Origin of the sequence: Aliivibrio finisterrensis, from assembly GCF_008933155.1 — a bacterium.
GTDB lineage: Bacteria > Pseudomonadota > Gammaproteobacteria > Enterobacterales > Vibrionaceae > Aliivibrio > Aliivibrio finisterrensis.
The window spans coordinates 1-12,861 of record NZ_WBVP01000020.1 but is presented as its reverse complement, the minus strand read 5'-3'; the positions used below and the strand labels follow the sequence as shown (position 1 = coordinate 12,861).

At 37.6% G+C, this 12,861-nt stretch carries 13 protein-coding genes, 1 tRNA gene and 1 rRNA gene; 10 read left to right on the top strand and 5 right to left on the bottom strand.

The genetic code is table 11. From position 1 onward, the window contains the following. The first annotated feature begins 90 nt into the window (after window positions 1-90). Window positions 91-618, top strand: coding sequence for an NUDIX hydrolase (locus tag F8B77_RS14830; RefSeq protein WP_130049016.1), 528 nt, complete (start codon window positions 91-93; stop codon window positions 616-618). Next, on the top strand, window positions 608-826 hold the full coding sequence (locus F8B77_RS14825; protein ID WP_151656197.1) for a DUF3820 family protein: 219 nt from the start codon (window positions 608-610) through the stop codon (window positions 824-826). Before F8B77_RS14830 ends, F8B77_RS14825 begins: the two co-directional genes overlap by 11 nt. A gap of 54 nt (window positions 827-880) precedes the next feature. Here F8B77_RS14825 and F8B77_RS14820 read toward each other — a convergent pair whose 3' ends face one another. Beyond that, window positions 881-1,204: a hypothetical protein gene (locus F8B77_RS14820; RefSeq protein ID WP_130049018.1), complete on the bottom strand. Its 324-nt coding sequence runs from the start codon at window positions 1,202-1,204 to the stop codon at window positions 881-883. 248 nt (window positions 1,205-1,452) lie between these two features. Between F8B77_RS14820 and F8B77_RS14815 the strand changes: the two genes are divergently transcribed. Then, the gene (locus F8B77_RS14815) at window positions 1,453-2,361 is read left to right on the top strand and encodes an aldo/keto reductase (protein ID WP_130088333.1); all 909 of its coding nucleotides are present in this window, start codon (window positions 1,453-1,455) and stop codon (window positions 2,359-2,361) included. Between the two features lie 80 nt (window positions 2,362-2,441). On the opposite strand, the gene pyrC is transcribed toward F8B77_RS14815, so the two are convergent. Next, window positions 2,442-3,470: a dihydroorotase gene (gene pyrC / locus F8B77_RS14810; RefSeq protein WP_151656194.1), complete on the bottom strand. Its 1,029-nt coding sequence runs from the start codon at window positions 3,468-3,470 to the stop codon at window positions 2,442-2,444. 194 nt (window positions 3,471-3,664) lie between these two features. On the opposite strand from pyrC, the gene F8B77_RS14805 reads away from it, so the two are divergent. From F8B77_RS14805 to F8B77_RS14790, 4 genes are all read left to right on the top strand, one after another. Further along, window positions 3,665-3,865: a ribosome alternative rescue factor ArfA gene (locus F8B77_RS14805; RefSeq protein WP_130049021.1), complete on the top strand. Its 201-nt coding sequence runs from the start codon at window positions 3,665-3,667 to the stop codon at window positions 3,863-3,865. 140 nt (window positions 3,866-4,005) lie between these two features. After that, a tRNA-Gly gene (locus tag F8B77_RS14800) sits at window positions 4,006-4,080 on the top strand. A gap of 243 nt (window positions 4,081-4,323) precedes the next feature. Beyond that, the gene (locus tag F8B77_RS14795) at window positions 4,324-6,657 is read left to right on the top strand and encodes a Lon protease family protein (RefSeq protein WP_151656192.1); all 2,334 of its coding nucleotides are present in this window, start codon (window positions 4,324-4,326) and stop codon (window positions 6,655-6,657) included. 185 nt (window positions 6,658-6,842) lie between these two features. Continuing rightward, the gene (locus tag F8B77_RS14790; protein WP_151656190.1) at window positions 6,843-8,072 is read left to right on the top strand and encodes a hypothetical protein; all 1,230 of its coding nucleotides are present in this window, start codon (window positions 6,843-6,845) and stop codon (window positions 8,070-8,072) included. Window positions 8,073-8,117: 45 nt separating this feature from the next. Here F8B77_RS14790 and F8B77_RS14785 read toward each other — a convergent pair whose 3' ends face one another. From F8B77_RS14785 to F8B77_RS14775, 3 genes are all read right to left on the bottom strand, one after another. Next, on the bottom strand, window positions 8,118-8,462 hold the full coding sequence (locus F8B77_RS14785; protein ID WP_151656188.1) for a DOPA 4,5-dioxygenase family protein: 345 nt from the start codon (window positions 8,460-8,462) through the stop codon (window positions 8,118-8,120). Window positions 8,463-8,541: 79 nt separating this feature from the next. Beyond that, entirely contained in the window at window positions 8,542-9,573 is a 1,032-nt protein-coding gene (tdh, locus tag F8B77_RS14780; RefSeq protein WP_151656186.1) for an L-threonine 3-dehydrogenase, read from the bottom strand. Beyond that, on the bottom strand, window positions 9,573-10,769 hold the full coding sequence (locus F8B77_RS14775) for a glycine C-acetyltransferase (RefSeq protein WP_151656184.1): 1,197 nt from the start codon (window positions 10,767-10,769) through the stop codon (window positions 9,573-9,575). The genes tdh and F8B77_RS14775 overlap by 1 nt, the downstream gene beginning before the upstream one ends. A 90-nt stretch (window positions 10,770-10,859) precedes the next feature. On the opposite strand from F8B77_RS14775, the gene F8B77_RS14770 reads away from it, so the two are divergent. The 3 genes from F8B77_RS14770 to F8B77_RS14760 all read left to right on the top strand — a co-directional run. Further along, the gene (locus F8B77_RS14770; RefSeq protein ID WP_151656182.1) at window positions 10,860-11,783 is read left to right on the top strand and encodes a LysR family transcriptional regulator; all 924 of its coding nucleotides are present in this window, start codon (window positions 10,860-10,862) and stop codon (window positions 11,781-11,783) included. Then, window positions 11,783-12,160, top strand: a complete 378-nt coding sequence (locus F8B77_RS14765; RefSeq protein WP_130088341.1) for an ATP-binding protein — start codon at window positions 11,783-11,785, stop codon at window positions 12,158-12,160. The genes F8B77_RS14770 and F8B77_RS14765 overlap by 1 nt, the downstream gene beginning before the upstream one ends. Before the next feature lie 451 nt (window positions 12,161-12,611). After that, window positions 12,612-12,861 (top strand): 16S ribosomal RNA (locus F8B77_RS14760); the annotation flags it as partial.

The following is a 12,861-nucleotide window of genomic DNA, read 5'->3' as shown; positions in this document are numbered from 1 at the left end:
AGTAAATCGTTAAGATTATTTGATAGCTGCAACAAAAAGCAAAATGCGTATAATAGCCATGTTATTTTTTAAGTAGGCTTGTCAGTTTTTATGCGAATTTTAAATATTACAACGCATCCAGATCTAGAACATTTAGATAATCAGAAAATTCTTCAACGTAACGCGACTCGTGCCATTGTATTGAAGGGGGAGGATATTCTTCTTTTATATACTGAGCGTTATCATGATTACTCGTTACCTGGTGGTGGTATTGATGACGGGGAAGATGTCATTGCGGGTTTGGTTCGAGAAATAGAAGAAGAAACGGGTGCCAAAAATATTTCAAACATTGAACCCTTTGGTATTTATGAAGAGTTTCGTCCTTGGTATAAGCACGAATGTAATGTTTTACACATGATTTCATATTGTTATACCTGCGATGCGGATAAAGAGCTTGGTGAGACGAACTATGAAAGCTATGAAATCCGAAATGGCATGAAACCCGTTTGGATTAATATCCATGAAGCGATTGCGCATAATGAAGATATTATTATGAACAGTGATAAGAAAGGGATGAGCATTGAACGTGAAACTTTCTTATTGCATTTAATTGTCAAAGAGCGCTTACATGTTCAATAAAGAGCAGATCTTAAAACTAACTCAAATGAAAATGCCTTTTGGTAAGTATGCGGGTCGTATGCTTATTGACTTGCCTGAAGAATACCTTTTGTGGTTTGAGCGCAAAGATGGTTTTCCTAACGGAGAGTTAGGTGAGCTAATGGCATTGTGTTTAGCGATGAAAATAGAAGGGTTAGATGAGGTCATTCGACCATTAAAATACCAATAATCGCGCATTAATGAAAACAAAGCATGAGGGTTAAGTTCATGCTTTGTTTATTTGCTATTTGAATTGAGATTCACCAGTTTTAGCGCGTTGAAAATCTTCTTGTAATCCATTTGATGTTTCGTTTTGTAAATAGTTTAGTGCAGCGCAAAAACTACTTGTCTCACCGTATACTTCACGTGCACGATCAATATGACGCTCTGCAGTACGTCTTACCTGAGGGCTATTTTGAGAGTTACTGTATTGTACTTGTTTATCAAATACTTCTTTAACGTATTTTTGCTGACAAATATCTTCATTTTCAGGGGTTGCTACAATATTAGCAACAGAACTAAATGAAATGAATGTAAGTAATAAGGCGTAGAATTGGCGCTTTATCATACTGGCATAAACCTTACTTTAATAATGTTTATCGATTCTACTTTTACAGTATGTGGAGTGCAATACTGGAGAGGAAATAAATTACCTTTAATTGGGGTGCCGTCCTGTAAGGGTGGTCAATTGATAAGGCTGCTAATATAACGGCAGTATCTAATACTATTATTCACCCATTATGTTGAATTTAAGACCTCCATCACTGTAACTCCGTGGGTTGCCTTTTACTATAAAAAAAGACTATGGAGAATACGATGATTAATAAAACAACAATAGCACCACAAGGTCCAGAATTCTCTGAACTTGTTCAGGGTTACTGGCGACTTGGTGATTGGGGTATGACGCCACAACAACGGTTAACTTTCTTAAAGCAACACATTGATTTGGGTATTACAACCGTTGATCACGCCGATATCTATGGCGGTTACCAATGTGAACATTTGTTTGGCGAAGCTTTATCTTTAGAACCTTCTGTACGTGATCAAATAGAGATTATCACTAAGTGTGATATTAACTTATGTACTTCAGATTTTCCAAATAGAAAAATTAATCATTACGATACCTCAAAAGAACATATTGTTAACTCAGTAAATAATTCACTTTCTCGCCTTAATATTTCTGAAATTGATGTACTTTTGATCCACCGTTTAGATGTATTAATGGATGCAGATGAAGTAGCTGATACGTTTAATCAACTCCAGAAAGAGGGTAAGGTTAAACATTTTGGTGTGTCTAATTTCACGCCAAGCCATTTTGATTTATTGCAATCACGCCTGGATAAACCATTAGTGACTAATCAAGTTGAAATCAACCCGCTTAATTTTGAAGTGGCGCATGATGGTACGCTTGACCAATTACAGATGAATCGTATTAAGCCTATGGCATGGTCATGTTTGGCGGGAGGAGAGCTTTTCTCTGGTCAGTCAGAGCAAGCGATTCGTGTCCGAAATGTACTTGAAGAGTTAAGAGAAGAAGTTGGAGCGAAAAGTATTGACCAAGTGATTTATGCTTGGGTGCGTAAGTTACCGTCAAAGCCCCTACCTATTATTGGTTCTGGTAAAATTGAACGTGTGCAAGCGGCTGTTGATGCAATGGATATAAATTTAACTCGTGAACAATGGTATCGCGTATGGGTTGAGTCAAAAGGCCACGGTGTGCCATAGAAACAGCCTCTAGATTCAATTGGATACAAAAATGGGATGCCAATTAGCATCCCATTTTTATTTAATTAAATAGATTTTAATTATTTAACTAGCCATTCGATTGCTTCACCAGCGCGAATTGGCACAACAAAGTCATCACCAAACGTCATTGTTTCAGGAGCGATCCACGCTTCTTTTACAAGAGTAATCGAGTCAGTGTTGCGAGGAAGGTTGTAAAAATCAGGACCGTTGAAGCTTGCAAATGCCTCAAGGTTTTCTAATTTACCTTCGTTCTCAAATACTTCAGCATACAATTCAATTGAGGCATGCGCGGTATAAGAGCCAGCACAGCCGCACGCCGCTTCTTTTTTGTCTTTCGCGTGTGGTGCAGAGTCAGTACCAATAAAGAATTTAGGGTTACCGCTTGTTGCGGCTTCAACTAAAGCTTGCTGATGCGTACTACGCTTTAAAATTGGTAAGCAGTAGAAGTGAGGCTTAATACCACCCACCAACATGTGGTTGCGGTTGAACAATAAATGGTGAGCTGTAATTGTTGCTGCTACGTTAGGGCCTGCATTTTTAACAAAGTCTGCCGCATCTTTTGTTGTGATGTGCTCAAGAACAATTTTTAGCTCAGGGAAATCATTAACGATAGGCGCAAGAACAGTATCAAGAAAGGTTTTTTCACGGTCAAAAATATCAACGTCGTGTGTTGTTACTTCTCCATGAATAAGTAAAAGCATACCTTCTTCTTGCATGGTTTTTAATACAGGGTAAACCTTGCTAACGTCACTTACCCCAGAATCTGAATTGGTTGTTGCGCCAGCTGGATAAAGTTTAGCGGCAACAATATGGCCTGTTGCTTTCGCTTTGCGGATCTCATCTGATGTGGTCTTCTCAGTTAAGTATAAAGACATAATTGGAGCAAAAGTATCAGATGAGTTTACTGCTTGAATGCGGTCACGGTAGCTAAGCGCTTGCTCAGTCGTTGTTACTGGTGGAACTAGGTTTGGCATAATTAATGCGCGGCCATTATAACGGCCAGAATCACGTACAGTGTCAGTTAATACATCACCATCACGTAAGTGTAAATGCCAATCATCAGGACGAGTAATTGTTAAAGTTGTCATTTGCTGCTCCCACCAGAAAAAGAAATAAGAGCCTAAGAATTATCGAGTTAATCGTTTGCTTAGGCGAAAGGATTCTAAAGCAAAATGAATAAAACAAATAGGATAAAGTAGAAATTAGTAACAAATTTGACTTAAAAGGTAAAAGAAAAGAGAATGTGCTCGGTATTTATACAGATAAAAGAGAACGAGACGCTATGAAAAAGAATAGAAAAGAAGGGATGCCAGCTTCTGAACATGAGCATGGCAGAGGCACGATTAGAGATAATGCTTTAAAAGCCGTTGTTACAAGTCAATTATTTACAACAAGGGTAATGAAAGCCAAAAAAGGGAAGGGCAGCTTTGCTCGTAAAGAAAAATATAAAGGGTTTAAAGAGCCCTATTCAAAAGCAGCATAAGTTTTTGAATAGGTTTTTTGTGATCTAGCTTCGGTTTTTATTGTTATTTGAACAAATATCCACCGTTTAACTTATTGAAATGAAAAAAGAACTTTACCTCAGCGCTCAGTGTGGCATTATCTATCCCGTTCCAACGATGTGCGTACATCGTATAATGGCTATTACCTCAGCCTTCCAAGCTGATGATGCGGGTTCGATTCCCGCTGTACGCTCCAATCTCTTTTTATCCTCCTCAAGAGATTGTTCCTGTTTTAAAATTCAATTTTATTGAAAAATAGGCACTTAGTGGCGTGCTTTTTCGTATCTGGCGTTTTGTAATAGTGATAATTTCATCTTATTTTTAACCGCCTTTCTTGGTGAAAACCATAAATTTTTCAAATATTTAACTCTAGGTCACTTAATTGTTATTTTTTTCAATCTATACTGATGAGAATTATAACAAAATAAGAGGTCGCCTTATGTCAACTTTACCTCTCACGCATAAGCAAGTGTATCGTTCTGCAAGTCTTGATGAAAATACTTGTAAATCAACAAAATATATTACACCCATTGATGAAATTGTAGGGCAAGACAGAGCGCAACAAGCCGTTGAGTTTGCGATGTCTATTCCCGATCGAGGCTATAATATTTACGCTGTCGGTCAAAATGGCCTTGGTAAACGCACCATGGTATTACGCTATCTTAAACGTCATAACCCAGCGGGTAATGGAGTATATGATTGGTGTTATGTTACTAATTTTGATGATACTCGAACCCCTAAAGTACTCAAATTACCGATTGGAACGGGGTTAAGTTTTAAAAAAGAAATTGAAAAGATAACCTTAAAATTGGTAAAAGCGATCCCATTAGCTTTTGATAATGAACTTTATTATACCAGAACGGGTACATTAAAGAATCAATTGGTTGATAAACAAGAATCTTTGCTTGGTACATTAACCAAAGAAGCAAAAAGCAAAGGGATTAGCCTTGCAGTAACTGCACAAGGTGATTATCAATTTATCGCAATGAACGGTGAGGAACTTCATACCGAAGAAACGTTTGATGCGTTAGATAGGCAAGAGCAGCGTCAGCTTGAGTCTATTATTGATGAGTTAGAAATTAAATTACGAAGCCTTGTTCGTCAATTGACAGAGTGGGAAGACAAATATTCCGATAAGATTGAAAAGCTCAATGAAGATGTTGTTTCTCAAGTATTAACGGTTAACTTTGAAGCAATTAAAAGTAAATATAATGAATCAAAAATCATTACCCAACATCTTAAAGAGATGGAAAAAGACATATTAGAAAATTTTGATGTGTTCCTTCAAGAAGGCAAAGAAGAGGCTGAGTTAGCGTATGCATCGCTAGAGAAAAAATTACCAAGAAGATATCAGATTAATTTACTTGTTAGCCAAAAAGATGAACAGTTTCCACTCATTGTAGAAGAGAGCCCGAGCTATCATAATTTGTTTGGCTATATCGAAAATGCAACATTTAAAGGAACGGTCTTTACGGATTATTCTTTAATTCGAGCTGGGAGTCTCCATAAAGCAAATGGGGGGGTATTGCTTATGGATGCAGTGAAAGTGCTTGAGAGACCGTATGTTTGGGATGGGTTAAAACGAGCCTTACGTTCTCAAAATTTGAATCTGAGTTCACTTGAAAAAGAAGTAACACTTTCAGGTACGGTTTCTTTAGAGCCAGAGCCTATTCAGCTTAATGTAAAAATAATTTTATTTGGTGATTATCAAACTTACCAATTACTTCAGCATTATGATTCAGAATTTAGTGAATTGTTTAAAGTGACTGCGGACTTTGAAGACGATATGCCAAGAACTGAGGCTTCGGAGTTTCATTATGCTCAGTTTATTTCAAGTATTGTCCATGATGGCAAAATGCTGCAATGTGATAAAAAGGCAATAGAACGAATTATAGAATACAGTTCTCGTCAAGCAGGGGATCAGAATCGACTTTCGCTACATTCTGCTGATATTTCAAATTTATTAAAAGAAACCAACTATATAGCGAAGACAGCTAATTCAAATATGATCCGTTTAAAACATGTAGAACAAGCATTAGCGAATAAAGAACATCGAGTGAATCGAGTACAAGACGGGGTAATGCAAAGCTTTATTAATGGTACAACTTTAATGGAAACGGATGGAGGAGTTGTTGGGCAGATCAATGCATTATCTGTATTATCGACATCAAATCATCAATTCGGTATGCCAAATAGAATCACGGCAACAACCTCTTTTGGTAAAGGTGAAGTGTTTGATATTGAAAGAAAAGTAGAGCTTGGAGGCAGTATCCACTCAAAAGGCGTGTTTATTCTTACTGCTTATTTATCTTCGTTATTTGGCAATGAAAAAAGAATTCCATTAAAGACATGCTTGGCATTTGAGCAATCTTATGGAGGAGTTGATGGCGACAGTGCATCAATGGCTGAGTTTTGTTCTATTATCTCCGCTTTTTCTGAAAAACCAATTCGTCAAGATATTGCAATTACAGGTTCTATGAATCAGTTTGGTGAAGCACAGCCAATTGGTGGAGTGAATGAAAAAATTGAGGGTTTTTATCAAGTTTGCAAAATCAAAGGATTACAGCCTAATCAAGGTGTGATTATTCCTCAATCTAATATTCAAAATTTAATGTTAAATAGTGAAGTGACACAAGCGATAGAAAAAGGAACTTTTACAATTTGGGCTGTGAAGCACGTAAGTGAATCGATTGAATTACTGATGGGGTCTCCTATTGAATTAGAAAGCGGTGAGGGGATATATAACGTAATACGTTCTAAGCTAACTCCTTAAATAAAATAAAGGGAGAAAGGCATAAGATCATTTTTATGCCTTTTTTTATATTGTTATAAGTGAATTGAATTAATAATTAAAACGATGATATAATAAAAACATATAACAATTTAATAAAAAGCGCTTTCTTCAAGTCTTTTTATTTAGTGTGATTTGTTTATTCCAATGTGTTCAGAGGCTTTACTATGTACCATCCCTTATCTCCCCGATTGGATTACAGTACTTTTCTTGTCGTACGTGGCAAAAAGACATATATCGAAGAAAATTTGTTATTAAGAGTTAAGCCAGTAGATATAGCGGGGACTGAATATTGGATCCCGATTGGAATAAATTGGAATGATGGGCAATCAACTAAACGTCGTCGCATGGAATTTGCACAAGTTCGATTCGCTCGTAAAGGACAACCTTATTATAGTAAAGCTTATTACGCTGATTTTGATAATGAAGAAGATGACGTAGATGCACGTTCAGAGGCGATTATTGAAGCGGCGTGGTCAATTGCTGAACTTGTTGAGCAAGATGAATATGAAACAGCAGACGCGGCTCGTAAGGTAAAAACGTTTACTGCTAAATCTGCATTTAAAGGTCTACATCCAAATATTCAATTAAAATTGTCAATGGTTAATGGTACGCCTTACGTTAATAGCCATTTTGAACGACATGAAAGCAAATCATGCTACCGCTCACATAATTTTTCTCGCAGTTTATATAACGTTAATTTTGATGATCTTGGTGCATTCCTTGCGGAATTAAATGCAATAGGTGAGGTATTAGATACTTACTTAAAAACAAAAGATGCAGATATTAAAAGCTTTATACCAAGTAAAACATTAACAACAACACCATTATCTAAATTTGAAATGCGTGAAATTTGTGATCAATTAATTCAGAAAGCAATGGATGGTTGCCAAGCTGAATTTAAAGATACTTGGTTTGAATTCAAAAGAAAACCAAAGCAAATACTCATGATTGAAGCGGAAGATAAGTCTAATTTCGTGGTAAAGAAAGAATTTGTGAAAACTGGTTCTACTATTCATTTACACAAATTTATAGCTTGTACGCATCCTACGCATGTATTGCGAAAAGTCGCTTTAATGAAGGCTAATTATAATTGGGCTAATTATAAAAATGAACGTAAAGCTGAATCGGCAAAGGGTAAGTATTTTAAAGCTCCTCACCCCTCATCTGGCGTTATTGGTGTCGTTGTTAAAGTAGCAGAAGATGAAACTATTTATAAAGGTATTGTTGGACAAACACCGCGAAGCAGCTATAAATTTAAAATATTTTCAACGAAAACAATGAGTGATAAAAACGCGTTTATTGCAGCAAAACAAGCCTACCTTGAAGCGATGGGTGAGACCGAATGGTCTGAGTATAAATTGACAAAAGAATTTTCAATTTATAAAGCAAAGTAAACGACTTCTCTTACTTATTAGGTAACTAAGAGAAGCCTGTCGTTGTTATGCTTTATTAGTGAATATACTAAGATCTAGCTTTAGTGGTAAACCTAACCACACAGCAGAGCTAGTGTGATCAAGATATTCATCTTCAGTTAACGGATGGACTAACACCGATAATTGATTTCTATTTTCTTCTAGCCATACCACTACTTCATCATAATGATGATGCTTGAAAGAAACTTGTCGACTCCAAACTGGGTGAGGTCCGACAGGTTTTTGATTCACTTTTCCTAATTGGTATCCAAATTTTTCATGCAACTGTTTTGTTAAACTAACAGCAAAATCGATACTTGTTTGATCGAAATAAACGTGAACATGATAGCCATTGATGTCTGATTCGTGCATACTATCTTCTTTAATAGGAAATATAAAAAAGGCCAATCCGAAGTTTAGCCTTATTATAGTTAATTTTAAATGAGAATGATTATTCCCAATCTAGAATAACTTTACCTGACATACCAGATCGCATCATATCGAAGCCTGCTTGGAAGTCGTCAATTTTGTAGTGATGAGTAATAATCGGGGTTAGGTCTAAACCTGATTGAATCAAACTTGCCATTTTGTACCACGTTTCAAACATTTCTCGACCATAGATGCCTTTAATTACCAAGCCTTTAAAGATTACTTGGTTCCAATCTACCGCCATGTCTGATGGTGGAATACCTAGAAGAGATATTTTGCCGCCATGGTTCATGTTAGTTAGCATGCTATTGAATGCTGATGGAACTCCAGACATTTCTAAGCCAACATCAAAGCCTTCTGTCATGCCAAGATCTGACATTACATCTTCAAGCTTTTCGTTCATCACGTTAACAGCGCGAGTAACGCCCATTTTTTTAGCAAGATCTAAGCGGTATTCATTTACGTCAGTAATAACTACGTGACGAGCGCCTACGTGTTTAGCAACAGCCGCAGCCATGATACCAATTGGACCTGCACCTGTGATTAGAACGTCTTCACCAACTAAGTCAAACGATAGGGCAGTATGAACCGCGTTACCGAATGGGTCAAAGATAGATGCTAGGTCATCAGAAATTCCAGCAGGGATCTTAAATGCATTGAATGCAGGGATAACTAAGAATTCAGAGAATGCACCAGTGCGGTTAACACCTACTCCTGTTGTATTACGGCACAAGTGCGTGCGGCCGCCACGACAGTTACGACAGTGACCACAAGTGATGTGACCTTCGCCAGAAACACGGTCGCCAATCTCAAAACCACGAACTTCTTGGCCAATACCAACCACTTCACCTACGTATTCATGGCCTACAACCATAGGAACAGGAATGGTTTTTTGTGACCAGTCATCCCAGTTGTAGATATGTACATCAGTACCACAAATTGCAGTTTTCTTAATACGGATAAGAAGATCGTTATGACCCATTTCAGGTTTTTCAACCTCGGTCATCCAAATGCCTTCTTCAGGTTTTAGTTTTGATAGTGCTTTAATTTTCATTATTTGATGATCTCCATGTCTTTACCTACAGCGATAAAGGCATCAATTGCGCGATCTAGTTGCTCACGAGAATGAGCAGCAGACATTTGTGTACGAATACGAGCTTGGCCTTTAGGCACGACTGGGAAAGAGAAAGCAACAACATAGATGCCTTTTTCTAACGCACGCTCTGCGAATTCAGCAGCTAGTTTTGCATCGCCTAGCATAATTGGGATAATGGCGTGGTCAGCACCACCCATTGTGAAACCAGCAGCTTCCATACGAGTACGGAAATGAGCAGAGTTTTCCCATAGGCTTGTACGTAAATCACCTGACTCAGCCAGTAAATCAAGAACACGAATAGAGGCAGAAACAATCGCAGGGGCAACAGAGTTCGAGAATAGGTACGGACGAGAACGTTGACGTAACCAATCAATCACTTCTTTTTTGCCTGAAGTATAACCGCCTGATGCGCCACCCATTGCTTTACCTAGCGTACCAGTAATGATATCTATGCGGTCAATAACGTCATGATGCTCATGAGTACCAGCACCGTTTTCGCCCATAAAGCCAACAGCGTGAGAGTCATCGACCATAACAAGTGCTTCGTACTTATCAGCTAAATCACAGATAGCAGGAAGATTTGCAACTACGCCGTCCATTGAGAACACACCATCTGTAACGATAAGAGTATGACGAGCGCCAGCTTCTTTCGCTGCAATTAATTGTGCTTCTAACTCAGCCATGTTGTTGTTTGCGTAACGGAAACGCATTGCTTTACAAAGGCGGACACCATCAATGATTGATGCGTGGTTTAAAGCATCAGAGATGATTGCATCTTCTGCGCCTAAAATTGTTTCAAATAAACCTGCATTAGCATCAAAACATGATGTGTAAAGAATGGTGTCTTCTTTACCTAAGAAAGTAGATAGTTTCTCTTCCAGTACTTTATGTGAGTCTTGAGTGCCGCAGATAAAACGAACTGATGCCATACCAAAGCCGTGCTCATCCATACCATTTTTTGCAGCTTCAATTAGAGCAGGGTGGTTAGCTAAACCTAAGTAATTGTTTGCACAGAAATTTAGAACTTCTTGACCAGTAGAAATAGAAACAGATGCTTTTTGAGCTGAAGTAATAATACGCTCTGATTTATATAAACCTTCGTTTTTTACTTCTTCAATTTGGTTTTGTATTTGTGTGTAGAATGCAGAAGACATTGTGTTCCCTTCTTTTAGTTATGATAAATAGATTCTAATTCAAATCAATTACGACTATTATCCCTAAAAATGGAAAAGCATTAGTGAATCATGGTCACAAATAAACTTATTACTCTATTACCAGACTTAGCAACATATATAGTAGTTGTTAATGAAGGTAGTTTTACTGCTGCTGCTAAGAAGTTAGGAGTAACTCCTTCTGCATTGAGTAAATTAATTACTCGATTAGAAAATGCGTTATCAGTTAAACTCTTTGAGCGTACAACCCGCAGTTTATTGATTACTGAATCGGGTAAAAAAATATATCAGCAATCCGTCATTATGGTAGAAGCTGCACAGCAAGCGATTGATATCTCTAGTTCTGAACATATCGTTCCATCTGGAAGTTTAACGGTAGCAGCACCAAAGGCATTTTTAACTATTGTGCTTCAACCGCTCGTTACGCCTTTTTTGACTAAGTACCCTAAAATCCAACTTAAGCTAAGAGCGTCAGATGGCGATATTGATATGATAGCTCAAGGCATTGATGTGGTTTTTCGCTTAACTGACAAGCCGACCGAAGGACTGATCATGAAAGAGATCGGTAAAGTTAACCTTAGCTTATGTGCGAGTCCTTCTTATATAGAGAAGAGAGGATTGCCAACCAACCCACACGATCTTATTCATCATGACTGTTTGTATTTAGGTGAAACGACAACGGATCATATCTGGGAATTTGTTAAAGCTGAAGAAAGTCATGTTATCGCTGTTACTGGGCGCTATGCTGTCAATCATTCACAAATGAGATTAAATGGCGTTAAAGATGGCTTTGGGGTCGGTATTTTCCCTGATTTTGTGATTAAAGATGCATTGGAAAATAAAGATGTTGTCCCTGTACTTTCTGATTGGAAAATCAAAGGGAATTACCATGGCGTAATAGCCATGCAATATGCTCAGAATAAATATATGCCTTCGCGTTTAAAAGTGTTTACTGAATTTGTAAAAGAGAACTTAATGAAAGGGCAGACTAAATGATGGAGAAACTCGAGTTACGCTTACTAAGAGGCTTACCTGGAAGTGGTAAATCAACGTTAGCGCAAACGTTGGGATTAGTGCATCTTGAAGCGGATCAGTTTTTTGTTAATGAGGAAGGTTTATATTGTTTTGACGGTACTTTATTAAGTTCAGCTCATCAATGGTGTCAGTCGCAGTGTGAATTTAATTTATATCATGGAAAAAGCGTGGTGGTCGCGAATACTTTTGTGAAACAATGGGAAATGGATGCATATAGAAAGATAGCTAAGAAGTATAATGCCGAATTACATATAGAAGTGTGTAAAGGACAATTTAAAAGTATTCATAATGTCCCTGAGAGTGTAATAAAGAGAATGAGGAAAGAGTGGGAACAATAAAAGTGGTCTTAATTGAGGTTCTTGATTGTTTTTTAATCATTCGGTTTTTTATGTTTAAAAAGGCCTTGCAACTCGTTATTAAAGGTCTATAATCCGCTCCCGTTGTCACAATGAACCATTCTAATAATGGGTATGTACAGCAAGAAGTGAAACATTGACGCGAACGGAGTCTTCAAAAGTTGCTTGCAACTTACTTTTAGTAATTTAAATGACACTTCAAGCAAAACATGGCGAAAGCTGAGTTTTGAGCTCTTTAATAATTAGACCTTAGCAATCTGTGTGGACACTTATGGATTGATAGTCAAAATAGCTTAACTTATTTTAAGTGAGCAACTATCAATGAACTGAGTGACTACACAAATTTACTTTTATGTAAGAATCAGTATTAATCATTGAGTCGATATTCTTTCTTCTCCTATTTATATAGAGTAGTAAGAACATCAAAAAACTTTAATTGAAGAGTTTGATCATGGCTCAGATTGAACGCTGGCGGCAGGCCTAACACATGCAAGTCGAGCGGTAACAGAAATTAGCTTGCTAATTTGCTGACGAGCGGCGGACGGGTGAGTAATGCCTGGGAATATGCCTTAGTGTGGGGGATAACTATTGGAAACGATAGCTAATACCGCATAATGTCTTCGGACCAAAGAGGGGGACCTTCGGGCCTCTCGCGCTAAGATTAGCCCAGGTGAGATTAGCTT

Excerpts from the sequence above, each read along its gene's own strand:
- F8B77_RS14815 (WP_130088333.1), top strand. The coding sequence starts at position 1,453 with ATGATTAATAAAACAACAATAGCACCACAAGGTCCAGAATTCTCTGAA.
- pyrC (WP_151656194.1), bottom strand. The coding sequence starts at position 3,470 with ATGACAACTTTAACAATTACTCGTCCTGATGATTGGCATTTACACTTA.
- F8B77_RS14825 (WP_151656197.1), top strand. The coding sequence starts at position 608 with ATGTTCAATAAAGAGCAGATCTTAAAACTAACTCAAATGAAAATGCCT.
- F8B77_RS14790 (WP_151656190.1), top strand. The coding sequence starts at position 6,843 with ATGTACCATCCCTTATCTCCCCGATTGGATTACAGTACTTTTCTTGTC.
- F8B77_RS14785 (WP_151656188.1), bottom strand. The coding sequence starts at position 8,462 with ATGCACGAATCAGACATCAATGGCTATCATGTTCACGTTTATTTCGAT.
- tdh (WP_151656186.1), bottom strand. The coding sequence starts at position 9,573 with ATGAAAATTAAAGCACTATCAAAACTAAAACCTGAAGAAGGCATTTGG.
- F8B77_RS14795 (WP_151656192.1), top strand. The coding sequence starts at position 4,324 with ATGTCAACTTTACCTCTCACGCATAAGCAAGTGTATCGTTCTGCAAGT.
- F8B77_RS14775 (WP_151656184.1), bottom strand. The coding sequence starts at position 10,769 with ATGTCTTCTGCATTCTACACACAAATACAAAACCAAATTGAAGAAGTA.
- F8B77_RS14805 (WP_130049021.1), top strand. The coding sequence starts at position 3,665 with ATGAAAAAGAATAGAAAAGAAGGGATGCCAGCTTCTGAACATGAGCAT.
- F8B77_RS14765 (WP_130088341.1), top strand. The coding sequence starts at position 11,783 with ATGGAGAAACTCGAGTTACGCTTACTAAGAGGCTTACCTGGAAGTGGT.
- F8B77_RS14820 (WP_130049018.1), bottom strand. The coding sequence starts at position 1,204 with ATGATAAAGCGCCAATTCTACGCCTTATTACTTACATTCATTTCATTT.
- F8B77_RS14830 (WP_130049016.1), top strand. The coding sequence starts at position 91 with ATGCGAATTTTAAATATTACAACGCATCCAGATCTAGAACATTTAGAT.
- F8B77_RS14770 (WP_151656182.1), top strand. The coding sequence starts at position 10,860 with ATGGTCACAAATAAACTTATTACTCTATTACCAGACTTAGCAACATAT.